This window comes from Gordonia sp. i37 (assembly GCF_002043085.1).
Lineage (GTDB): Bacteria > Actinomycetota > Actinomycetes > Mycobacteriales > Mycobacteriaceae > Gordonia > Gordonia polyisoprenivorans.
In genome coordinates this window covers 1-22,853 of the sequence record NZ_MVPX01000259.1, presented here as the reverse complement: position 1 = coordinate 22,853, position 22,853 = coordinate 1, and the positions used below count along the sequence as shown (strand labels likewise).

At 64.8% G+C, this 22,853-nt stretch carries 20 protein-coding genes; 18 read left to right on the top strand and 2 right to left on the bottom strand.

Annotated elements, in window-relative coordinates:
* Window positions 1-113 precede the first annotated feature (113 nt).
* The 3 genes from B1964_RS12485 to B1964_RS30415 are packed head-to-tail and all read left to right on the top strand — an operon-like array spanning window position 114 to window position 3,776.
* On the top strand, window positions 114-2,255 hold the full coding sequence (locus tag B1964_RS12485) for an adenylate/guanylate cyclase domain-containing protein (RefSeq protein WP_172398827.1): 2,142 nt from the start codon (window positions 114-116) through the stop codon (window positions 2,253-2,255).
* Complete coding sequence (locus B1964_RS12480; protein WP_079929975.1) at window positions 2,252-3,628, top strand: mechanosensitive ion channel domain-containing protein; 1,377 nt, start codon at window positions 2,252-2,254, stop codon at window positions 3,626-3,628. The genes B1964_RS12485 and B1964_RS12480 overlap by 4 nt, the downstream gene beginning before the upstream one ends.
* Before the next feature lie 4 nt (window positions 3,629-3,632).
* Window positions 3,633-3,776, top strand: coding sequence for a hypothetical protein (locus tag B1964_RS30415; protein ID WP_172398826.1), 144 nt, complete (start codon window positions 3,633-3,635; stop codon window positions 3,774-3,776).
* Between the two features lie 174 nt (window positions 3,777-3,950).
* On the opposite strand, the gene B1964_RS12475 is transcribed toward B1964_RS30415, so the two are convergent.
* Both B1964_RS12475 and B1964_RS12470 read right to left on the bottom strand, forming a co-directional pair.
* Entirely contained in the window at window positions 3,951-6,239 is a 2,289-nt protein-coding gene (locus B1964_RS12475; RefSeq protein WP_079929974.1) for a hypothetical protein, read from the bottom strand.
* Window positions 6,236-6,574 carry a hypothetical protein gene (locus B1964_RS12470; RefSeq protein ID WP_079929973.1) on the bottom strand — a complete coding sequence of 113 codons (339 nt, stop codon included), beginning with the start codon at window positions 6,572-6,574 and terminating at the stop codon, window positions 6,236-6,238. The genes B1964_RS12475 and B1964_RS12470 overlap by 4 nt, the downstream gene beginning before the upstream one ends.
* 286 nt (window positions 6,575-6,860) lie before the next feature.
* On the opposite strand from B1964_RS12470, the gene B1964_RS12465 reads away from it, so the two are divergent.
* The 15 genes from B1964_RS12465 (at window position 6,861) to B1964_RS12395 (ending at window position 22,810) form a co-directional block, all read left to right on the top strand.
* Window positions 6,861-7,121 carry a type II toxin-antitoxin system prevent-host-death family antitoxin gene (locus tag B1964_RS12465; RefSeq protein WP_014359059.1) on the top strand — a complete coding sequence of 87 codons (261 nt, stop codon included), beginning with the start codon at window positions 6,861-6,863 and terminating at the stop codon, window positions 7,119-7,121.
* Window positions 7,122-7,376 carry a Txe/YoeB family addiction module toxin gene (locus B1964_RS12460; protein WP_079929972.1) on the top strand — a complete coding sequence of 85 codons (255 nt, stop codon included), beginning with the start codon at window positions 7,122-7,124 and terminating at the stop codon, window positions 7,374-7,376.
* Between the two features lie 121 nt (window positions 7,377-7,497).
* Window positions 7,498-8,994 (top strand): arylsulfotransferase family protein, encoded by a 1,497-nt coding sequence (locus B1964_RS12455; RefSeq protein WP_079929971.1) that lies wholly within the window; start codon window positions 7,498-7,500, stop codon window positions 8,992-8,994.
* Between the two features lie 108 nt (window positions 8,995-9,102).
* The gene (locus B1964_RS12450) at window positions 9,103-10,428 is read left to right on the top strand and encodes an alpha/beta hydrolase-fold protein (RefSeq protein ID WP_253193978.1); all 1,326 of its coding nucleotides are present in this window, start codon (window positions 9,103-9,105) and stop codon (window positions 10,426-10,428) included.
* A 337-nt stretch (window positions 10,429-10,765) separates the two neighbouring features.
* Window positions 10,766-11,512, top strand: coding sequence for a GntR family transcriptional regulator (locus tag B1964_RS12445; protein ID WP_079929970.1), 747 nt, complete (start codon window positions 10,766-10,768; stop codon window positions 11,510-11,512).
* Between the two features lie 16 nt (window positions 11,513-11,528).
* Complete coding sequence (locus B1964_RS12440; protein ID WP_079929969.1) at window positions 11,529-12,476, top strand: ABC transporter permease; 948 nt, start codon at window positions 11,529-11,531, stop codon at window positions 12,474-12,476.
* Window positions 12,477-12,621: 145 nt separating this feature from the next.
* Window positions 12,622-13,392: an ABC transporter permease gene (locus B1964_RS12435; RefSeq protein WP_253193977.1), complete on the top strand. Its 771-nt coding sequence runs from the start codon at window positions 12,622-12,624 to the stop codon at window positions 13,390-13,392.
* Window positions 13,389-14,291 (top strand): ABC transporter ATP-binding protein, encoded by a 903-nt coding sequence (locus B1964_RS12430; RefSeq protein ID WP_079929967.1) that lies wholly within the window; start codon window positions 13,389-13,391, stop codon window positions 14,289-14,291. The genes B1964_RS12435 and B1964_RS12430 overlap by 4 nt, the downstream gene beginning before the upstream one ends.
* A complete protein-coding gene (locus tag B1964_RS12425; RefSeq protein ID WP_079929966.1) occupies window positions 14,291-15,061 on the top strand; it encodes an ATP-binding cassette domain-containing protein in 771 nt (256 codons plus the stop codon). Before B1964_RS12430 ends, B1964_RS12425 begins: the two co-directional genes overlap by 1 nt.
* Window positions 15,062-15,253: 192 nt before the next feature.
* Window positions 15,254-16,813 (top strand): ABC transporter substrate-binding protein, encoded by a 1,560-nt coding sequence (locus tag B1964_RS12420; RefSeq protein ID WP_253193976.1) that lies wholly within the window; start codon window positions 15,254-15,256, stop codon window positions 16,811-16,813.
* 65 nt (window positions 16,814-16,878) lie between these two features.
* On the top strand, window positions 16,879-18,468 hold the full coding sequence (locus tag B1964_RS12415) for an amidase family protein (RefSeq protein ID WP_079929964.1): 1,590 nt from the start codon (window positions 16,879-16,881) through the stop codon (window positions 18,466-18,468).
* Window positions 18,469-18,533: 65 nt separating this feature from the next.
* Entirely contained in the window at window positions 18,534-19,742 is a 1,209-nt protein-coding gene (locus B1964_RS12410) for an MFS transporter (protein WP_079929963.1), read from the top strand.
* The gene (locus B1964_RS12405; RefSeq protein ID WP_079929962.1) at window positions 19,723-19,932 is read left to right on the top strand and encodes a hypothetical protein; all 210 of its coding nucleotides are present in this window, start codon (window positions 19,723-19,725) and stop codon (window positions 19,930-19,932) included. Before B1964_RS12410 ends, B1964_RS12405 begins: the two co-directional genes overlap by 20 nt.
* On the top strand, window positions 19,932-21,347 hold the full coding sequence (locus B1964_RS12400) for an amidase (RefSeq protein WP_216354242.1): 1,416 nt from the start codon (window positions 19,932-19,934) through the stop codon (window positions 21,345-21,347). The genes B1964_RS12405 and B1964_RS12400 overlap by 1 nt, the downstream gene beginning before the upstream one ends.
* 50 nt (window positions 21,348-21,397) lie before the next feature.
* Complete coding sequence (locus tag B1964_RS12395; RefSeq protein ID WP_079929986.1) at window positions 21,398-22,810, top strand: amidase; 1,413 nt, start codon at window positions 21,398-21,400, stop codon at window positions 22,808-22,810.
* Window positions 22,811-22,853: the final 43 nt, after the last annotated feature.

Below are 22,853 nucleotides of genomic sequence, written 5' to 3'. Positions count from 1 at the left end.
TCTGCCGTATTCTGCTATTCGGCCGCTGGGCAATCGAACTGCGCATGCGGCTCGCTGTCGATATGCTCGACACATTTATCAACGTGGCAGGTGTGAGCGGGAAAGGTGGCCTGGTGACGGCTGCGTCGAGCGGTATCGGTGCACGGATGCGCGGATGGGGCGCACGATCCCTCAGTATCCAGTCCAAGCTCCTGGTGATGCTGCTGGCGGTGTCGATCGCCTCGGTGGTGGCGTGCGGCATCATCGGCTATCTGTCGGGAACCTCGTCATTGCGGAAGTCGGTCAACGACAACCTGACTCAGCTCCGCGAGTCGCGGACCTCGCAGATCGAGACCTTCTTCCGCACCACCACCGACACGGTCGCGACGGTCTCCCACGGGCAGACCGTCATCAGCGCGACCCGCGACTTCAGCGCCGCCTTCGATCAGCTCGAATCCGAGCCGCCCACACTTTCGACCGCCGACCAGACCGGACTTGCCGACTACTATCGCACCGTGTTCGCGCCGACGCTGCAGAAGGCGACCGGCACCACTGTCGACCCGTTGATGTTCCTCCCCACCGATCCAGCCGCGGCCTACCTGCAGTCCAAGTACACGGTGCCGCCTGCCGCTGACTGGGATAAGGCGATCGCAGTGCAGTCCGCCGGTGATGCGAGCCAGTGGTCGCAAGTGCATGCCCGCAACCAGCCCTACTTCCAGGATCTGACGACCCGCTTCTCCTACGAGGACACCCTCCTCATCAACCGTCAGGGTCGCGTGGTCTACAGCGCCTACAAGGGTGTCGATCTCGGTACCGACCTGCGTTCGGGTCCCTTCCAGAGCAGCACTCTGGCAACCGGTTTCGCCAAGGCACTCAATGCCACCTCCGCCGACACCACCGTGGTCACCGACTTCTCGTTCTATCCACCGGCATTGGGCAAGCCGGTGGCGTGGGTGCTCTCGCCGGTCGGCACGGGTGACGACGTCGACGGTGTGATGGCTGTGCAGATCCCGCTCGACGGGATCAACGCGGTGATGACCGGCGACGGTCAGTGGTCGCAGGACGGACTCGGCGAGACCGGCGAGACCTTTCTCGTGGGCTCCGATCACCTGATGCGCTCCACCTCGCGCATGCTCGAGACCGACCCGCAGCGCTACCGCTCGGAGGTCATCGACGCCGGCACCCCCGCGAGCGTCGCGGACCGCATCGTCGCCAGTAGGAATCCGGTTCTCCTGCAACCGGTTTCCGGAGCTGCCACCTCGGCGCTGGCCAACCGGACCGGACTCGCCGAGACCACCGACTATCTCGGCAACCAGGTGCTCGCCGCGTACCGTCCGGTCAGCATTGCCGGCCTCAACTGGGCGCTGGTGGCGACCATCAACACCGACGAGGCACTCGCCCCGGTCGACGACTTCGCCCGCAACGTCGCGCTGGCCACCGCGGCCATCGTCGTCATCGTCTGCCTGCTGTCGCTGCTGCTGGCGCGCGTGTTCACCCGGCCGTTGCGCACCCTCAATGCCGCCGCACGAGAGGTGAGCGCCGGCAACTACGGTGGCACGGTCAGCTTGCGCAGCCGCGACGAACTCGGCGATCTGGCAACGTCGTTCAACGCGATGAGCCGCAGCCTGGAGACCAAGCAGGCACTCATCGACAAGCAACGGGAGGAGAATGACGACCTCCTTGCCACTCTCATGCCCGACACCGTCGCGCAACGCTACCGCGAGGGCGAAACCCAGATCACCGAGGACCACCGCGACGTGTCGGTGGTGTTCGCCGAGCTCGCCGGCCTCGATGAGTACACCAACACGCTGCCCGCCGATGACGCCGTCGCCATCCGTTCGGCCTTCGCCGACAGCGTCGAGGTCGCCGCCCGTGCGCATGGCCTCGAACGCGTCCAAACCCTGCGCGGCGGATTCCTCACCTGCTGCGGGTTGACCGTGCCGCGGGTCGACCACACCGACCGCAGCACCCGCTTCGCCCTCGACGTCCAGGCGACGGTGCGTCGCCTCAACGCCCAGTTCGGTACCGAGTTCGCCTTACGCGCAGGTATCGATTCCGGTGCGGTGTCCGCCGGACTCGTCGGCAGCAGGTCCATGGTCTATGAATTGTGGGGCGAAGCACTCGAATTGGCGTACCGAGTGCACGCGGCCACCGGATCGCCGGGCATCTTCGTCAGCGATCGGGTGCACGACACCCTCGCTCAGACCTACCCGTTCACCGAAGCCGGAGTCGCTGACGGACAACCCGTCTGGGCTCTGGACGAGGCTGCACAATGAGCGGTTTGACCGGGCAGAGCTGGTTCTGGCCTGCAGTCATCATCGTTGTCGGATTGCCGATCAGTCTGGTCCTGCTCGGTGAGTTCCACGGCGCCTTGTACCGACGGCACAGCGCGTTCGCCAGGCCTGTCGCGTGGCTGCGCGGATTCGTCATTCCTGTTCTTGCCCTGTGGCTTCTGCTTCGTGAGGTCGACGGCGTCGACGTCGATCTGACAGTCACCCGGATCGTGGCAACGGTGTTCGGTTTCGCCGTGATCATGTTGCTGCTCTACGGTATTGACGCGGTGCTCTTCGGTAACCCAGAACCGGGGACGTGGCGCGACCGGATGCCCGGCATCTTCATCGACATCGCCCGACTGATTCTGGTGGTCATCGGACTGGGCATCCTGCTCTCGACGGTGTGGGGCACCAACATCGGCGGTCTGTTCGCCGCGCTCGGGGTGACTTCCATCGTCATCGGCCTGGCACTCCAAGGTGCTGTCGGGCCGGTGATCGCCGGCTTGTTCCTGCTGTTCGAGCAGCCGTTCAAGATCGGCGACTGGCTCGAGACCGCTGCCGCGAGCGGACGCGTCGTGGAGGTCAATTGGCGTGCGGTACACATCGATACCGGCACCGGGCTGCAGATCATCCCCAATGCACAACTGGCGACCGGGGCGTTCAAGAACCTCTCCCGCACCACCGGCGCCCGTTACACCACCGCGCAGGCGCTGACCTTTGCCGTCAACGACCGTCCCGACGAGGTCCGTGCCATGCTGATGGCGGTGGCCGCCGACGTGGCGACCGCCGACGTCGCGCCGACGGTCCGCGCCGACACCGCCGGCGAGTATCGCGTGACACTGCCCATCAGCGGTCCCGCCGATGCAGGCCGTGTCAAAGCAGAACTGTGTCAACGTGTCTGGTATGCGGCCAGGCGTCACGGACTGCATCTTGACGAGGCCGAGTACGACCATCCGGAACGGCCCACCGTCACCGGTGTGCGTCGGATCGCGGTGAGCCTGGGAATCGCGGTCCAGTCTGCCGAGCCGCTGGCGGCCGAGTCCCAGGTCCTCCGCTATGCCGCCGGCGAGACCGTCCAATCGGTCGGACACATTCCGGACGCGCTGCTGGTGATCATCGACGGCACCGTCGACCTCGTCGTCGATGCGCACGGAGAGACGCTGCCCGTTGCGCAGTTGTCGGAGGGCGAGTTCCTCGGCGTCACCACCTTGACGCGTCAGCCTGTGCTCACCCGGGCGTTGGCCGTCACACAGGCCTTGGTGATTGCTGTCCCGCGTGCAGTGATGGAGACTGCCGTGCGTGAGCATCCCGAGCTCGCGCGTCGACTCGGAGCGGTCATCGATCAGCGGCGGGCGGCGGCGCAGGCCGTGAGGTGAATGTGTGGTGTATCACGTTCTGCTCGCCTGCGCCGAGGCCGTCGCCGCAATGACCCACTGCTGTGGTCTGCACATGCGACTCACCGTGTTGCCGGGTGGTGTGAGCAGACGCGGCTCGGGGCAATTGTCGGATTGCGGTCAACAATGAAAGGTGCTTGATCCAAACCCCTTTGGGGCAGAGTTCGCACCGGGTGGACAGGCGGATTCACAGCCTGTTGATCTGTGCAGCCGCCCCGTCATGATGTCTCTCCTGGGTGCGCCGTGCGTGAGCGTCAGTTGGATCGCCCGTACCTGCTGACACTCATGATGCGCCACGGGGCTACTAGGGATTCACCTTTTGATACCCGGTCCGGTAGTAGCCGATCGCGTCCCCACCGGCGAGCGCTTTCAGCATGTCCTCCAGTCGACAGAGGACGGTAGCATCGTTCTCGCCGTTGTCGATCACCGTGTACGGCTTGATCCGACCGGTCTCGGGATTGACGAAATCGCCGCCCGCGGCTGCCACGTGTGGAGGCAGCGGACCGATCCCACTGAGAACGTTGTAGATGGCTGTGTTGCTGTTGTCGCCGTCGGGATGAGGTTGGTTGCCGTGGTTATCGGGCGGGACTGACGTATCGGGTGGTGGACCGATCAACAGCTTCTTGAGCGCATCGGTCGCCCCGGTCGCGTCGGCCAGACCGGTGGTGTCCTCGCCGAACGGTGCATACCCACCCGCGGTGGACAGCAGCGAGAGCATCTGGTCGACGGACTCGTACTTACGTTGATAGGCATCGGCTGCGGCCTCGTGACCGTACTCGTCGAGCGTGGCCAGTGTGGTCCCCGCATCGAGGATTCCTTCCAGACGCCCTGCGGTGATGAGCTTTTCGTTGGCGTCAGGGTTCTGTCCGAAGTCGCGCTCGAGCTCGAGCTGCGTCAGCATGACGCGGCTGTTGATGGCCTCGCCGGCCTGCGGATCGGTGTTCAGGGTGGCGATGATGTTCGATGCGCCACGCAGCGTCGCTCGATCGAGGCTCTTGACATCGAACCCCGGATGCTCATCTGTGCCAACAAGATCGGGCAGGTATTCACCCATGCTGAGCGCGAGGCCGTGCACCAGTTTCGGGTTCACCTCGCCGACGGATTGCCCGTCGGTGCTCGGGATCGCCGACATCAGTTTCCATGCAGCATCACTGGCGGTGGCGCGGGCCACCGACTCCATGATGTCGCCGGCCCGGGTCGCGCGGATCACGTCAAGCGGATCGCCGGCGTTCTCGACGCGCATCTCGGTGTCGGCGAAGGTGAACATCAACGCGGCATTACGGCCGTCGTCATCCCACTGGTGGGTCAGGACGTCGGTGACGAACTGCATGCCCGTCTGCGGGTCGGCGACAGCGGCGTTGATGACGATCGTGTCCGACGACAGCGCCCCGATCATTCCCGTGGTGAGTGAATCATCGCGCATGCGGCCATGGCCGTCGACGGTGTAGGACGGATTGTTCGGATCCTGTTCGGCGAGAACCTGTCCGTGCAGATAGGTCTTCGTGACGTGCATCAGCGCGTGGTCGAGGTCGGTGCCCATCGCGTACTGCCGCTCGCCCATGCCGACGATGCGGCTGATCGCCTGATTGTCGGCGACCCCGTTCAGGCTGTAGGAGTTGCCGCCCACACTGGAACCCGGGGCTCCGGGAGTGCTCTTCGTCCCGACGACGAGAAGATCCTTGCGCGTGAGCGAGGCACGCATCCGCGCGGGGAGGACGGCCAGGCCGCCGGTCGTCGGAACCTCCGGATCGCCGGTGACACTTGCCGTCACATCGTGATTCGACGAGATCTGCATGATGTTGACCAACCCGCTCTGGGCCTCCGGGGGAAGGGCACCCAGGATGGCTTCGATCTCTTGTGGCGACTTCCCGTCGAGTCCCCGCAGCAGGGTGTTCATGTATTCCATGTGTGACGCCGAAATGGTCACCGGCGCTCCGGCTTCGAGTGCGGCGACTTGTTGCGGATGGAGCCTTCCGGCCTCGACCAGTCGGCGCAACGCCTCCGGCGACAGCGTCGACGGATCGGTCGCGAGCGCTCGGCCGTCGACGCCGCCCTCGGGGCTGCCGATCGAGTCGGCACTGGTGAATCCGGCGATCAGACCGGATCGCATGCCCGCGAGTCTGTTTCGGACGTCGGTATCGGCGGTGATCACATCGGCGACGGCGCTGGTGATCGCCTGGGTGTGGGCAACGATCGCATCCCGGATCGCCACTGTCCTCGGACCGGCGGCGCGTGGGTGCGCCGTGAGGTACTCGTCGACCGTGAACCCGGAAGCCTCGGCGGTCGCGATCGCGGCGCGCGCACGCCGGAGCGGGGCGTCGATACTCCAATACCCCTGTGTCGCTTGATCGGCCAGATCGGTCAACGTCTGCGCGACGGTACGCGAAGCCCGCAGATCGGACTCGGCGCGAGCGACCGCGGCATCGGCAGCAGCTCCGGTCCAGTGGGTGCCGTTGTTCATCGCGACCGTGGACCGGTAGCGGGTGAACAGGTCCTCGATCCCCGTGCCCATCGCCGTCCAGGCCGCGGCGAGATCGAGCAATGCCGACGCGTCGTAGGCGATGACCTCGGATTTCGTCAGCGAGCAGATCATGCCGGGTCCGTCATATCCCACTCGCCGGTCGCCGCGGTGTAGAGCGCCGCGATCTGTTCCGCGTTCTGCTCATCGGAGGCCTCGAACTGTCGCGCCACGTTGATCATCACGTCACCGGTTTCGCTGAGCCGCTCCCGGATTCCCGGAATCAGCACACCGGAGACGACGGCGTGAGCGATGTCGAGCGCCTCGTCGACGGCCTTGACCAGACCCGGGCGGGCCGCGCTGACGGCGTCCTGCCCGGACGTGGCCGGCAACATCATCGCCGCACCCGCCAGACCGTGTAATTCACCTCCGAGCGACCGCAATCTGTCGAGATCTGCTGCCACAGTCATGTCGTCCCCCCGCTGCCGAGCAATGCGTGCCGGGAGCCTATAACGCGCACACCGGCCATCGGCGGGTCGCGACGAAGCCTGTGGATAACTCTGGCCACCAACCTGTTTCGTCAATGACGTACGCCCTCGGTGCACCACCCGGCAAGCGCTGATAGGACCGCAAGGGTGCTGGCGTCTCGAATGAGATCCTCGGGATGTCGGACCAGTCCGCTTGACTCAGCGCCTCTCACGCTGGGAGCAATACTGGTACCGTATTCTTGTACCACCCAATCAGGAGGGGCGTGTCATGTCTATCAGTGCGAGTGAGGCGCGGAAGTTGCTGTTTCCGCTGATCGAGCAGGTCAACGACGATCGGAGTGCGATCGAAATCGTGTCTCGGAAGGGCAATGCGGTGCTGATGTCGGCTGACGAGTACGCGGCGTGGCAGGAGACGGCCTACCTGTTCAGGTCGCCGGCCAACGCCCGCAGACTGTTGGAGTCCTACACACGTGTCTCTGTGGGGCAGACCGAGGTGCATGACCTCGACCGGACCGACGAGGACGGCTGAGTGCGTCTGGTCTGGGACCAATCGGCATGGGAAGACTATGTGCACTGGCAAACCGCTGACCGGCGACTACTGAAGCGGATCAACACCCTGCTCGACGCGTGCCTGCGCGATGCATTCACCGGCATCGGAAAACCCGAACCGCTCAAGTACGGAGTCCCGGGCGCCTGGTCGCGGCGCATCTCCGACGAACACCGGCTCGTCTACCTCGTCGATGGCGATGACGCGATCATTCTGCAGGCTCGGTACCATTACTGACTCACGGCAATTGCCGGGCGCCCAGCAGCTTCGATTCCAGTCGAGGCCGGTGTGGAATCACCATTCCCAGCCCGCAGCGAACTCCCAGCTCTCTGACAGCGGACCGTCCTACCCTGACCCCATGGCGTCACACCGGTGTCGGGGTCTGCTGTCCATCGCGGGGGTCGCAGTGCTGGGGTCGGTGATCGCCGCCTGCGGCTCGCCGGGAACATCGGGTTCGACGTCGTCATCGGCGGCGTCGGCGGCAGCGTCGGCGGCCGCCCCCACCTACAACGTCAACGTCAACGACGCCGCGGGCGCCACCGGCGGCTACGTGTTCTTCAACGAGGGCACCTCGCCGGCGAGCGCAGTGGTCGGGCAGCGCTCGCACGACGAGCGGCGTGCGAGTTCCCGGGTCGTGATCGCCGACAAGAAGGGTCGCGTCGTGTGGTCGCGGACCGCCCCGCCCGGTCAGTCGATGGCCGACCTGCAGGTGCAACAGTTCCACGGCAAGCCGGTGCTCACCTGGTGGCAGGGCAACCTGGCGTCGGGGCAGAGCGGGGTGGACTACATCGCCGACGAGCACTACCAGATCATCGCGACGATCCCGGCCGGACCGGCCGGCGCCAACATCCACGAGTTCCGACTCACCGACAACGGCGAGCACGCGTGGATCACCATTTTTCAGCCGATCACCGCCGACCTGACCGCGGTCGGCGGCGCCAAGGACGGCACCATGTACGACGCGGTGGTCCAGGAGATCGACGTCGCCACCAAGAAGGTGCTCTTCGATTGGCATGCCTCCCAGCATGTTCCGATCACCGACTCCTTCATCTCACCCAAAGACACCGTCGACAACTCGGGCGGTATCTACGACCCGTACCACGTCAACGCGATCTCTCTGGCCCCCGATGGTCACGTGGTCGTCTCGATGCGCCACACCTCGACCGTCTACAACCTCGACCCCACCACCGGCGCCATCGACTGGCAGATCGGCGGGAAACACTCCTCGTTCGCCCTCGGTAAGGGAGTGCAGTTCTCCTTCCAGCACGACGCCGAGATGCCCGACGCCACCACACTTCGGTTGTTCAACAACAACTCCGACGGTCAGACCACCAACGGTGCGTCGAGTATCGAGTGGATTCACCTCGACACCGCCACCCACACCACGACGCTCATCCGCAACCAGACTCATCCGGGCAATGTGCGGGCCACCGCGATGGGCAACGCGCAGATGCTGCCCAACGGAGACGTCTTCGGCAGCTGGGGGACCGGTAATCACATCGCCGAGTTCACCCCTACCGGGCAGATGGTCTACGAGGTCACCCTGGCCCCGACGGGCAGCTACCGCGCCTACTACCAACCGTGGACCGGTGAGCCGACCGGCGTGCCCGAGGCCGTCATCGGCCACGACGGCATGACGATCCGCGCCGCCTGGAACGGCGCGACCCGTGTTACCCAATGGCGGGTGCTGCACGGCAGTACCGCCGCCAACCTGACACCGCTGACGACCGTGGCGTGGAACGGCGCATCGACGCCGATCACGCTGCCGCAGAAAGCCTCCGGCTACTACCAGATCGAGGCGCTCGACTCGGCGGGGAAGGTGATCGGGCGGTCGGTGCCGCTGTCGGCGGGGTGAGATCACCCGCGCGTCTGTCCACCTTTTGAGGGACCGATGTCGCATTGTCGCCGCCCGGTGCGTCGGGGCCCGTACGGTGGAGTTGATGCGACAAGTGAAGGGCTCCGCATGAGGCGACACGACACGACCAAGCGATCCACGTCGCGCCGAGTGGCCGCCGCGGTGCTTGCCGTGTGTCTCGCGTCGAGCGGAGCGGCCGTGGTCGGTGCCGGAGCGGCGCACGCGGTCGACCCCGATCGGCTGCGGCCAGGATGTGTGTGGCGCACCGCCGAGGATCAGGCGAATCATGTGCAGACCTGCAGTTGGCACTCGGAGTCGCTGGGCCGCGAGGTCACCGTGCAGGTACGTCCGTCCGATCAGCAACCCGGCCAGACCGAACGAGGCGTGTACTTCCTCGACGGGCTCGGCTCCACCCCGGCCTACAGCTCGTGGTCGTTGCCGATCGCCGGTGCGGTCGAGAATTACAGTCCCGCAGACAATCTGGTGATGCCGACGGGCGGATCGGGGGAGTGGATGACCAACTGGCGTACCGCGCCGACCGGCGCCGCGTCCGCACCGCAATGGGAGACCTTCCTCAGCTCGGAACTCCCCGCGTACCTGTACTCGAATTTCGATGTCGGACAGCACAACAACGCGATCGTCGGGGTGTCGATGTCGGCGGCACCGGCGATCATCACCGGACTCGACCACCCCGAGACGTTCTCGGTGATGCGCGCATACTCCGGTTACTACGAGACCGACAACCCGCTGGGATGGCTCGCGATCCCCCTCATCCAGATCAGCCGATCGGGCATCACCAACGGACTGTGGGGAATGTGGGGTAACCCATTGAGCCCCGGCAACAACTGGGCGCACAACAGCGTGGCGCGTCGGCTCCTCACCGAGCCCGCCCCACCCCAGACGATCATCGTGTCGACCGGTAACGGCACTCTCTCGCCGGCCGAGATCGACGCGCAGAACGCCGCCGCGGCCACCATCTGGCGTGAGCATCCCGAACAACTCCCGGCCTTCCTGCTTTCGTCGGCCGACGGCGTGCTCGTCGGCGGGGCGCTCGAATCGGCGGCGTTCGGCGCCACCCTGCTGCTGCAGGCAGCGACCACCGCTGTCGGGCTTCCGGTGCGCTACCGCTATTCGAGCGGCGGTCACAACTGGCTCGCGTGGGGCGACGACGCACACGCCGACGCGCAGGAGGTCGACGCCGCGCTGGATGCGGCAGCCGCCGGTGCCTCAACGTCATCGACGCGATCCCCGTCAGTCGCACCGACCTCGCCCACGCCGTCGAGTCCGGTGAGCCCGGCCAACGTCGAGCGCGAGCTCTCGTCGTTGCCCGCGACGCTTCCCGTGCAGATGCGCGACGCCGTCGATACTGCGGCCACGGCCATCGGGTCGCTGGCTCCGCATCTGACGCCGGCGATCACTTCGGCGCACCGTTGAGCAGGTGGGGATCACCGGCCGAGGTTGTTACCTGTCAACGAAATCCGGATACAGCCATCGATCAACGAGCGCATGACGATGGCGGTAACACAGAACCCCCACTGCTGGTAGCAGTGTCCGCTTTGTCTCGCAAGCCCGAACAGCACTCCGAAACTGATCCGTCTGTCACACCATGGTGCGCGGTTGGCCGCGCGGGGAGTGGTACTTGGCCGCGAAATCCTCGGAATATTCTCGAAAGATGTTGGTGAACAACAGTTTCTGTGTTCAGTAGGCCGCGTAACTATCGCGTTACTGAAATGTTGTTGCGGCGATACACCCCTACCTAACCATTCTCCGCATGAGCTACCCAGGCCGGAACCCGCGAACGCTGCGCAGGTTGGCTGCTACACGACAAGTTCGTGATCTCTTACGCTCCGCCATAGTCAGCGGTGAGATCACGGACGGAGTCTTGCCCAGCGAATCCGAGCTGATGATGTCGTTTTCGACGAGCCGGCAAACCATTCGCGATGCCCTCGCGATGTTGCGCGACGAAGGTCTGATTGCTCGATATCAGGGTGCGGGAACGTTTGTCGTGGCGTCGAAGATCCGGCACGCGTTCACTCACCTGCACGGGGTGGACTCGGCTCCCACCGTCAACACGTTGCTCGACATGTCTTACGAACCGTCGGTTCCGCGGGTGGCGGCCAAGCTCAACATGCGGCCCGGAGACAGTTGCGCGGTGGTCGATTACGTGACGACGATCCACGGTTCGCCCTACTATGTGGCGACTCTCTACCTCCCTGCGTCACTGGGGCCGGTCGTCGAGCGAGCACGTGGCGGTGTCCCGGATTGGTACGGCTTGTACGAGGACGCGGGAATCGAGATCGGGATCACCGACTTCAGCGTGGAGTCCACGATCGTGGTCGACGACCATGTGGCACAACAACTCGCGGTACCCGTCGGATCCCCGGTGATGCTGTTCGAGCGCCGCATACGCGACACCAGCGGACTGGTCCTCGAGTACGGCTTCGCTCGCGTTCGGGGAGACCGGATTGCGATCCAAACCCAACTACCGCGGCGGGGCAACCGCCGTTCGGTTCACTGATCCGGGGGAGATTCTCATGCTCACATATGTTGGTCGACGCGCTCTACTGGCGATCCCCACACTCCTGGGAGTGTCGTTGGTCGTCTTCATCACCATCAAGATCATTCCTGGTGATCCGGTCGCGACCATGCTGGGTCCCACCGGTACACCGGAGGCCCACGCCGAACTGTCGGCGCGGCTGGGATTGGACAGGCCGCTGCCGGTCCAGTACGTCACATGGCTTCTTCACGCGGTCACCGGTGACTTCGGCACCAGTCTTTCGAGGCATTCGGACGTCGGCCCAATCGTCACCGACGCCTTGTACAACACGTTGATACTCAGTGCGATTGCCGCCGTGCTCGCGCTGCTGTTGGGTGTCGGCATCGGAGCGTTCGTGGCGTTGCGACCGCACGGGATTGCTGCCAAGATCGCGAACAGCTTTTCTCTGGTGGCCATTTCCGTGCCGCAATATTCGGTGGGGATCCTGTTGATCATCTGGCTGTCGGTGAATGTCGGGCTCTTTCCGTCCAGCGGCATGTACAGCCCGGTGGGTGGTGGCGGACTCGGTGATCTGCTCAAGCACGCGGCGTTGCCCGCGTTCACTGCGGCGCTGGTACCGGCCGGCATCATCGCGCGCATGTTCCGCAGCTCAGTCCGCGATGTCATGAGTATGGACTTCGTCGAATCGCTCACCGCCCGTGGCTTGCCGCAGCGCACGGTGATGCGGCACGTCATGCACAACACGGTCCCGTCATTACTCACCGTCGCCGGTCTGCAGATCGGATACCTGTTGGGTGGCGTGATCTTCGTGGAAGCCGTCTTCTCCTGGCCCGGCATTGGATTACTTGTCTACCAATCGATCACGCAACGAGATCTACCGGTGATCCAGGCCGCGGTGCTGGTGTCCGCGTTCGCCTTCGTGCTCCTCAACCTCATCGTCGACGTTGTGCAGGGACTCATCGATCCGCGCGTGCGCGTCGCGTGATCACACCAACCGACCACCAACGAATCAGGAAGCGCGAATCATGAACTCTACCGTTGCGGCGTCCGGAATCCGATTCAGGCTGGCAAGCAATCGTATTCGTATCCCACGCCTGCGCCCCTCGATGACGATCGCCACACTCGTCGTGGTGTTTGTCGTTCTCATGGCCACATTCGGCCCACTGCTCGTCGCCGACCCGAACGCCGGCGACATCGCGAACCGGCTCCAACCCGTCGGTACCCCCGGACATCTCCTCGGCACCGACGGGCAAGGCCGCGACATCCTGGCCCGCATCGTGGTGGGGTCACGGCTGTCACTCCTTGCCGGTTTGGTCCCGGTATTCGTGGCGGGCACGATCGGATCGATGCTGGGCGTTTCCGCCGGATTGGGACGCCCGTGGATCCACCGCCTGATCATGCGGACCCTTGATGTGTTCTACGCCTTCCCCGCAGTCCTGCTGGCGATCGCCATCGCCGCCGCACTCGGTTCCGGCGTATCCAACTCGATCATTGCCCTCGCGGTGATCCTGATCCCGCCCATCGCGCGTGTTGCCGAGACCGAAACACGGCGGATCGTGGATCTCGATTACATGGAGGCCGCTCGGGCGTCGGGTGCGGGACCACTGGCCATCGCCTCCCGGCAGGTGCTGCCCAATGTGGCACCACCGGTGGTCGTCTACTGCACCGCGCTCATCGGCCTGTCGATCGTCTACGCAGCGGGATTGAGCTTCCTCGGCCTCGGCGTTGCACCGCCGACCGCTGAGTGGGGGCTGATGGTCAGCGATCACACCCAGTACATCTACAGCCAGCCGATCCTCGCGGCCATCCCCGCGGTCGCCATTCTCGTTGTCTCCGTGGCGTTCAACGTTCTCGGCGACGGGCTCCGCGACATCCTCGACGTGAAGGGCGGCGACCGATGACCAGCACCTCGACACCGGAGAGCGCAACCGGCGAACAACCGCCGCTGGCGATCGATTCGCTGTCGACGAGCTTCGTCGGACGCGACGGGGCGGCCACCGAGATCGTGCGCGGTGTCTCCTTCACCGTTGGCCGCGGCCAGACACTGATGCTGCTGGGAGAAAGCGGGTCGGGAAAATCGGTGACGGCCCGTTCGATTCTGCGGCTTTACGACAAGTCGGCGCAGATCACGGGTTCTGTTCGCTTCAACGGCGTCGAACTCCTCGACACCACCGAGGAAACGATGCGCGGATACCGTGGGAGCGAGCTCGCGCTTGTGCCTCAGGACCCCACGGGCGCACTGGATCCGCTGCGCAGGATCGGCGCGCAACTACGCGAGGTTATCCTGATCCATCGGCAGGAGGGTACCAAACGCGCTGCCGATCGCCTGGCGCTCGAACTCCTGGATCAGGTGGGGATCTCCGACCCACAGCGGGTCTTTCACAGCTTTCCGCACGAGCTGTCCGGCGGTATGCGACAACGGGCCGTCATCGCGATCGCGATCTCCTGCCGTCCGCAGGTCTTGATCGCCGACGAACCCACGACCGCCCTCGACGTGACGGTTCAGGCGCAGATTCTCGACCTCATCGCGGACCTGCGGCGTGACACCGGGATGGCCGTGCTGATGGTGACTCACGATGTCGGCGTCGCTGCCGACTACGGCGACCAGGTCGCCGTGATGTACGCCGGCCGGATCGTCGAATCCGGAATAGCTCATGAGGTCCTCACCCACCCCACCGAGAAGTACACGGCCGGTCTGCTCGCGGCGCAACCACGTCCGGGAATCCGTCGGGGTGAACTACCGACAATGGCCGGATGGACCTGTGGGCCAGACGGATTCCCGACAGAAAGTGTGGCGTGATGACACAACCCTTGCTGCAGGCAACCGACCTGGTGAAGACATACGGCAACGGGCACAAAGCAGTCGACGGTGTCTCGCTCGAGGTCTCGGCCGGCGAGATCGTCGGAGTCGTCGGCGAATCGGGGTCGGGCAAGTCGACCACGGGCCGAATGATCCTGGGACTGCTGAAGCCCGACTCGGGCTCGGTGCGCTTCGATGGGGCCGACATCCATTCGATGTCGCGTGCCCGGCTGCATGAGCTCCGCGCCCGGATGCAGGTGGTACCGCAGAATCCCCAGACCTCGTTGAACCCACGACTGACCATCGGCGCCTCGATGGAGTTCAACATGCGCGTTCACGGGATTGCGAGAGCAGAACGGCAGCAGCGTGTCTCGGACCTGCTCGGCCGAGTGGGGATGGCGCCCACGTACGCACGCCGCTATCCGCACCAGATGTCGGGTGGACAGCTACAACGTGTGGCGATAGCCCGCGCGCTCGCAACCGAACCCCAACTCGTGGTCTGCGACGAAGCAGTCTCGGCCCTCGACAAGAGCGTTCAGGCGCAGGTGCTCAACCTGATCGCCGACCTCCAGCGCGACATGAACGTCGCATTCGTGTTCATCTCGCACGACCTGGCGGTCGTCGAGCACATCTCCGACAACGTCGTCGTCATGAACCACGGCAAGGTCGTGGAATATGGTTCGGCCGAACAGGTCTGGTCGAATCCGCAGGATGAGTACACCGCTCGCCTGCTCAGTGCGATCCCGGGGAAGTCGCTGATGGCGTCCTGACCGCCTGATCGGCCGGCGCGCAGCGCGGCGCATCACACGATCGACATCTCTACCCACCAGTCCGACCAGTGGCCGGATCGATGACGCCTGCCCACACATGGTCGGGCACCACAATGAAGGAGTACCGTGCACAAGAATCTCACCTCCCGCTTTCGGGCTCGAGTGCGAAAGCGCGTCGTGCCCCTGAGTTTCGTGTCGGTTGTGGCGGTTGCCGCGATCGCACTCAGCGCCTGCGGAGGCGGCAAAGCCGTACAGGGTGGGGGCGACGACACGCTGATCATCGGCATGACCGCGTCCGATATTCCGTTGTTGGACACCGGTCTCGCACAGGGCCAGGGATACGAAGGGCTACGGTTCGTCGCCAACCAGCTCTACGACGGTTTGACGAAGTTCGATCTCACCTCCTCGGACAAGATCCCCACGATCAAACCCGATCTCGCCGAATCGTGGACGGCCAACCCCGACCTCACGGAGTGGACGTTCAAACTCCGACCGGGGGTGAAGTTCCAGGACGGAACCCCGTGGAATGCCGACGCCGCGATCTTCAATCTTGAGCGTTACGTCGACACCGGCACCGATCACTACTATCCGGAACTCGCCGCCCAGGGCGGATTGTCGATTTCGGGTGTCAAGTCGTTCGCGAAGGTCGACGACACCACGATCACGATCTCCACCAAGGGCCCGTGGGCGTATCTGCCCAACGACCTCGCCACGGTCTACTTCGGCAGTCCGACGGCCATCAAGAAGGAGGGCAATCAAGGTTTCGGTCAACATCCGGTCGGCACCGGGCCCTTCAAGTTCAACTCACTCGAACGTGCCAAACAACTCACCCTGGACGCCAACCCCGACTACTGGGCCGGTGCCCCGAAACTCAAGCAGCTGATCCTACGGCCGATTCCGGACCCGACTGCCCGCACCGCGGCAATCCGCTCCGGCGAGGTCAACTGGATCGAGGTCCCGCCGCCCGACGACGTGCCCGCGTTGAAGCAGGAGGGATACGACGTCCTGACCAACTCCTATGACCACATCTGGCCGTGGGTGTTCGACACGACGCGCGCACCCTTCAACAACGTCCAGGTCCGGCAAGCGCTCAACTGGGCCATCGATCGCGATTCATTGGTCAGCGGAATCCTCAAGGGGACAGCCGAACCGGCACTGGGCATCGCCCCCAAGGCGAATACTGCGTACCGAAAGTCGAACGAGGTCTACGGGTATGACCCGGCCAAGGCCAAGCAGATGCTCGCGCAGGCCGGCTATCCCAACGGCTTCACCATGACCTTGTCGTACCCCACCAGCGGTTCGGGCAACATGGTGCCGACGCCGATGAACACCGCGCTGCAATCCGATCTGGCCAAGGTCGGCGTGAAGGTCGAGCTCAAGCCGATCGAATGGTCGGCGATGCTGACCGACTTCTTCGCCGGGAAGATCCCCGACAACGCGAATGCGGTCAACATCTCGCTGTCGTTCCAGCAAGAAGGCTTCTGGTCGATGTGGTTCGGCAGCCAGTCCCTGCCCAACGTGGGCAAGTACTCGAATCCACAAGTCGATGCCCTTCTGGCCCAGGCGAAGACGGTCGCCAGCGACCAGGCCCGCGCCGACATCTACGCGCAGGTCGCCGGAATCCTCGGGCGTGACGCCCCGTGGCTGGTCGTCGTCAACGACAAGAACCCGCGTGTGATCACCGCGAACGTGCACGGGTTCGTGCAGCCGCAGTCGTGGTTCGTCGACCTGACACAGGTCTCGGTCAGTTGACATCTCGTGTGCCGGCGAGATGAATCTCGCCGGCACACGCGGAGCTCGTTCAAGAAAGGCACATCATGTCTGTACCCCGCGGCCGTATCCGTGGTTTCATCCGTCGGCCCACCCCGCAGGAGGTGGCGCAACTCGCCGAGCGAGAGCACCTCTCGTTGACGCCGGCCGAGGCCGAGATCTATGCGCGAGTGCTCGACGACACCTTCGCAGCCGTCGACCGGCTCGATGAGCTGGGGGCGCCCGGTCCGGCATTACGGCACACCACCCGAGACCCCGGACGTGTTCCCACCGACGTCGAGGATCCCTTCCACGCATTCACCCGGATCTGCGAGGTGAAGGGCTCAGACACCGGGCCGCTGCGAGGGATGCAGGTCGGTGTGAAAGACAACCTCTCGGTGGCCGGTATCCCGATCACGAACTCCTCGCGGACCTTGTCCGCCACTCCCACCGTCGACGCCGTCGTCGTCGAGCGGATGTTGGACGCGGGCGCGACAGTGGTGGCGAAGACCAACCTCGATGACTTCTCGACCTCGGGCACCGGAGAATCGAGCTGGTTCGGACCTGCGCGTAACGCGGTGGACCCCTCTCGCTCCGCCGGAGGATCGTCGGGGGGCTCCGGCTCGGCGGTCAGATCCGGTGCGGTGGACATCGCCATCGGTGTGGACGAAGGCGGTTCGGCGCGAATTCCCGCCTCGTTCAACGGGATTGTTAGTATCAAGGCGACACACGGGTTGGTTCCGTCGCATGGTCTGACCTACATGGACCACACGATCGACGCGGTCTGCCCGATGGCGTCGACGGTCGCCGCCACCGCCCGGGTACTCGATGTGATCTCCGGTCACGATGACCGGGACCCGCAGTGGGTACGCCGATCCCCCGAGCCGACGACCGCCGAGTCGACGGTGCATGACGGTGTCGGCGGGCTCCGGGTCGGAGTGGTGACCGAGGCGTGTGACGAGTCGCTCTGCGACCAGACCGTGCTCGATGCGCTCGAGGACTCCTGCCAGGTGTTGTCCGGTGGCGGTGCCGAGATGAGCCAGATCTCGATTCCGCTGTGGAAGGAGGCCTGGGCCATCGAAACCGCACTGCTGCTGCACCTCGCCTGGCTGACCTTCCAGAGCGACGGAATCGGGTACTCCCATCTGGGTGAGGTCGACGTCGAACGCGTCCACGCCTTCGGTCTCGTCCGCCGGATGGAGTCGGACTCGTTCCCGCCGTTCCTCAAGACCTGGCTTCTCGGTGGGCGTTACCTCAACGAACGCTACTTCTCGACCTACTTCGCCAAAGCGGCGAACCTGAGGCGCGCACTCACCGCGCAGATCAGTGCGGCACTGCACGACGTCGATCTGCTCGTCTGTCCGACAACCCCGCACATTGCCCCGGTGCTGCTGGATCGTCCGGCCGATGACGATGAATTGCTCTCTCGCGGAACGACGATGGTCGCCAACACCTGCGTCCTGAACCTCAGTGGACATCCCGCGTTGGCCGTTCCGAACGGAGTGGATCAGCTCAACGGTATGCCCACCTCACTGCAGATCGTCGGGGCGCACTGGGCGGACGAACTGACGTTCCGGGCCGGCCAGGTCATCCAGGACAGTGTGGGACCGATGCCCGGCAGTGGATTCACCCAGGATTCACCGGTGGTGTCGATGTGAATGCGGTCCGATGCGGACATCGCGAGAACGCTGCTATAGGGGGCTCCGAGCCGCGAGATCGGCGAATGTTCTACGCGACGATCCTCACCGCGGGAATCGGTTTCGGGATCGTTGCCCCCTACGTCGCGTTGACCGTCACCGAGGTGGGCGGCAGCGCGACGGCGGCGGCCGTGACCGTCGCGTCGATGGGGATTTCGCTGCTGATCGTCGACCTGTTTGCCGCCCAGTGGCTGGTCGGTGGTGGCACCCGGGTGATCTTGACCGCCTCGACCCTCACGTTCGCTTCGGGCTCGCTGCTCTCGGCATTTGCATCGACGTGGGAACTCGTCGCAGTGGGCCGGGTCGTTCAGGGTGTGGGGGCGGCGATGTTCATGAGCGGTGGTGCCAGTTTGGCGATGCGCCTGGTGCGGTCGGATTCCGGCGACGGGCGCAGCATGATCCGGGTGTTCAACGCGGTGTGGTTCGCCGGCATCGCGCTCGGGCCGCTGATCGGCGGTGGTGTCATCGCCGCCGATCCCGGACTGCCGGGGCTTCGGTTGCTCTTCGTGATCTCGGTGGTGGCGTGCACGGCGGCGGGAATGGCCGGGGGGTTTCTCGTGCCGCGAGTCGATCCCACCCCGTCGAGAGTCTTCGGGCCGCCACAGGCGTTGTACGGCAGACGAATTCCGGGTTGCTCGGTGTTGGTGCTGGCCGCGGCCGGTCAGATCGTGCGTGCCGCGATCGCCATGACTCTCATTCCGCTCATCTGCGGTGCACAGCAGATGAATTCGGTGTCGATCGCCGTCACGCTGTTCGCGCTTGCGGTCACCGACACGGCATCGATGTATCTCGCTCCCAAGATCATCGGCGACTCATGGCACCCGTTCGTGCTGGCGTCGGCGCTGGTGTGGGGTGCCGGAGTGTGTACCGCCCTTGCTTTTTGGTCAACCGGACCGGTGCAGGTGGTGGCACTGGCTTTGGCGATGGGCTTCGCGGTGGGGGTGTCGTGGATCATGCCAGCTCTGATCGCGGTCGAGGTCATCCGCCCGACCGCCGACGCACTCAGCCTGTACCGGATCGCGAGCGACATCGGTCTGCTCGTCGGCGGCGCTCTGACCGCGTTGGCCCTGGCGACCGTCGGGCTCCGCCCAACTCTGCTCGCCGCAGGGATCGCCATGGTGCTCCTCGCGGCACTCGCTGCGCAGCTCGGCCGGCGCATGCGCACCCAAAGGTTCGTCATCGGCGATCCGTCAAGCCACAAGAGAGGACACGTTCATGCCCTTCCCATCGATTGACCAGTTCGCGGTGTTCGCCACCACCCTCGACATCGAGCACCCGCCGGAACGTCTCGAGCAGGCATATGAATCGAGCAGACGAGAACTCCCCGACCTCACGCGATTGCGGGCGCTTCCACTCGCCTACGTCGGCGACGTCAGCGAACCCTGCCACGGACTGGCGTTCATCACCGGAGCAACGGAGGAATAGTGAGATCCACGGACTTGACGGAATTGACGGCGTCGGAACTGATCACGGGTTACGCGTCACGCGAATTCACGTGCAGTGACGCCGTCGAGGCATGCATCGCACGCATCGGCGATACCGATCCGGTGCTGAACACGATCATCACCGAGGTCTTCGACCAGGCCAGAGAACATGCAGCGCACTCGGATGCGCGATGGGCGGCGGGAACGCAGCGTCCGCTCGAAGGTGTTCCCTACGGCTTGAAAGACATCGTGGCCACCGCCGGAATCCCCACCACCGGCGGTTCGGTGATCTACAAGGATTACGTCCCGGACGCGGATGCTGTTGTCGCCAAACGCCTGTCCGACAGCGGTGCCGTGCTCCTCGCGAAGCTCGCGACCTTCGAGTTCGCCTGTGGCGGTGCGGTCAACAAGACGTTCGGGCCGCCCCGCAATCCGTACGATGTGACGCGGACGACCGGTGGATCGTCGAGCGGGTCGGGAGCAGCGGTGGCGGCACGTCAGATGCCGTTGGCCATCGGAACCGATACGGGCGGTTCGATCCGCATCCCGGCCGCCTATTGCGGGTTGTCGGGGCTCAAGCCGACGTACGGTCGGGTACCACGCGCGGGGATCATGGGTTTGTCGTGGACGCTGGACCACGCGGGGCCGATGACCCGGTCGGTGCAGGACTGCGCGATCATGCTCGATGCCATTGCCGGCCCGCACCCCTCGGACCCGACGGCGTTGGCGGCGGCGCCGACGCCCTTCGCCACCGCGATGCAGCAACCGGTCGACGGCATGCGGATCGGCCGTGATCGTCGGTTCCTGGAGAGCCGGATGCACCCCGACGTCGCCGCTGCCTACGAGCAGGCGTTGGTCGAACTCGCGAGCGTCGGTGTCACGATCGTCGACATCGATCTCGCCGACTTCGAACTCACCCAACAAGCCGCCTGGTCCATCATCTTTGCCGAAATGCTGTCGCTGCACGAGGAACGCGTCAACGACATGGACGCGCGCGATGAGCAGGGCGCGGCCATGCTGGCCGCGACACCATTTGTCACCGCGACCGACTACCTTCGGTCGCTGCGACTGCGCACTCGTTTCCAACACCAACTGGCAGACGCCATGCAGGGTCTCGACGCGATCGTCACACCCTCGATGTCGACCCTGCCGCCGGTAATCGCCGACCAGATGACCTGTGATCTCGGTGAGGGAGAGACCGCCGCCTGGCTCGACATCGCATGCCAGTCGATGGTGCCGTTCAACTACACGGGCAACCCCGCGCTCGTCGTACCCTCGGGCACCGTCGACGGAATGCCGATGAGTGTTCAACTGGTGGGTCGGCACCGAGACGAAGCAACCATTCTTGCAGTCGGACAAGCATTTCAAGCTGTCACCGATCACCACCTGATCAGTCCGTCGGTCGCTGCTGCCTGACGGTGCACACCACTGAGGATCCGAATCCCACAGAGAAGAGATGAATGACCATGTATCTCAGCATTACCGAGGCGGCGGCAGCGCTGCGAGCAGGGGAGACCACTGCGTCGGCGTTGGTGGACGGCTGTATTGATCTCGCCGACCGCTACGACGGCGACGTCGGGGTCTTCCTCACGCGGTATACCGAGTCCGCGAAAGAAGCTGCTGCGCACGCCGACGAGAAGTTCGCGAAGGGTATCGACGAGGGGCCACTGCAAGGTATCCCTCTGGGGATCAAGGACATCATCACCACTGCAGAAGGTGAGACGACTGCCCAGAGTTTGGTGCTCGACCGCAGCTGGGGGCAGGGTGACGCACCGGTCGTTGCCCGATTGCGCGCCGCGGGCGGTGTGATCATGGGCAAGCTGACGACCATGGAGTACGCGATCGGCATGCCGGATGAGACCAAGCCGTTCCCCTACCCCCACAACCCTTGGAGCCTCGATCATTACGCCGGCGGATCGAGTTCCGGCACGGGCTCCGGCGTGGCATCGGGGATGGTGCTGGGCGGACTCGGCACCGACACCGGCGGGAGCATTCGGTGGCCATCGGCGGTGTGCGGCATCTCCGGTATCAAGGCCACCTTCGGTCGGGTACCCAAATCCGGTTGCGTACCACTGGGATACAGCTACGACAACATCGGCCCCATGGCCCGCACGGTTGAGGACTGTGCGTTGATGCTGGGCGTCCTGGCCGGCCATGACGCGTCCGATCCGTGCTCCTCGACGGAACCGGTCGCCGACTACCTGTCGGGTTTGACCGGCTCACTCGACGGTGTGCGGATCGGGTTGGACACGCTGGAACGGTTCTGTGACGACGAGTCGTGGGACCCGTCGTTGACGGCCCTCATCGCGGACTTCGTCGCGACACTCGAGGCCGCGGGTGCGGTGGTGGTTCCGGTCGAGTTGCCCTACTACCGGGAACTCACGTCAGCGACCTTCCAGGGATTCTCCTGTGAGGCATACGCTTACCATCGTCCCGACCTTCAGTCACGATGGGACGACTTCAGCGCGGGAGCGCGGATGGCCGTAGCCGCCGGAGCACTGATCCCGGCGGGGGACTACGTCCAGATGCAACGGGTGCGACGCGCAGGACAGCGTCTGGTAGCCGAACTGTTCACCGATGTCGACCTGTTGCTGACGCCGACGACGAGTCGGCCTGCGCCGCGGGTAGAACAGACCGACCTCGGGCCGATCATGCCGACACTGCACACGCCGTACTGGAACGCCGTGGGCAATCCCGCGTTGGCAGTGCCCGCCGGCTTCAACGCCGAGGGCTTGCCGATGTCGATGCAGATCGTCGGTCCGCCGTTCGGTGAGGCCGAGGTCCTGGCCGCGGGCTATGCCTACCAGCAGCGCACCGACTTTCATCGACAACTGCCGCCCATCGTGGCAGCCCACCTGGAGGGAGCAACGACAGCATGAGCATCGACGCGAAAACACTTGTGACACAACAACTGGCAGCGGC

Coding starts and splice junctions, on each gene's coding strand:
- B1964_RS12480 (WP_079929975.1), top strand. CDS start 2,252: ATGAGCGGTTTGACCGGGCAGAGCTGGTTCTGGCCTGCAGTCATCATC.
- B1964_RS12475 (WP_079929974.1), bottom strand. CDS start 6,239: ATGATCTGCTCGCTGACGAAATCCGAGGTCATCGCCTACGACGCGTCG.
- B1964_RS12470 (WP_079929973.1), bottom strand. CDS start 6,574: ATGACTGTGGCAGCAGATCTCGACAGATTGCGGTCGCTCGGAGGTGAA.
- B1964_RS12465 (WP_014359059.1), top strand. CDS start 6,861: ATGTCTATCAGTGCGAGTGAGGCGCGGAAGTTGCTGTTTCCGCTGATC.
- B1964_RS12455 (WP_079929971.1), top strand. CDS start 7,498: ATGGCGTCACACCGGTGTCGGGGTCTGCTGTCCATCGCGGGGGTCGCA.
- B1964_RS12450 (WP_253193978.1), top strand. CDS start 9,103: ATGAGGCGACACGACACGACCAAGCGATCCACGTCGCGCCGAGTGGCC.
- B1964_RS12445 (WP_079929970.1), top strand. CDS start 10,766: ATGAGCTACCCAGGCCGGAACCCGCGAACGCTGCGCAGGTTGGCTGCT.
- B1964_RS12440 (WP_079929969.1), top strand. CDS start 11,529: ATGCTCACATATGTTGGTCGACGCGCTCTACTGGCGATCCCCACACTC.
- B1964_RS12430 (WP_079929967.1), top strand. CDS start 13,389: ATGACCAGCACCTCGACACCGGAGAGCGCAACCGGCGAACAACCGCCG.
- B1964_RS12425 (WP_079929966.1), top strand. CDS start 14,291: ATGACACAACCCTTGCTGCAGGCAACCGACCTGGTGAAGACATACGGC.
- B1964_RS12415 (WP_079929964.1), top strand. CDS start 16,879: ATGTCTGTACCCCGCGGCCGTATCCGTGGTTTCATCCGTCGGCCCACC.
- B1964_RS12410 (WP_079929963.1), top strand. CDS start 18,534: ATGTTCTACGCGACGATCCTCACCGCGGGAATCGGTTTCGGGATCGTT.
- B1964_RS12405 (WP_079929962.1), top strand. CDS start 19,723: ATGCCCTTCCCATCGATTGACCAGTTCGCGGTGTTCGCCACCACCCTC.
- B1964_RS12395 (WP_079929986.1), top strand. CDS start 21,398: ATGTATCTCAGCATTACCGAGGCGGCGGCAGCGCTGCGAGCAGGGGAG.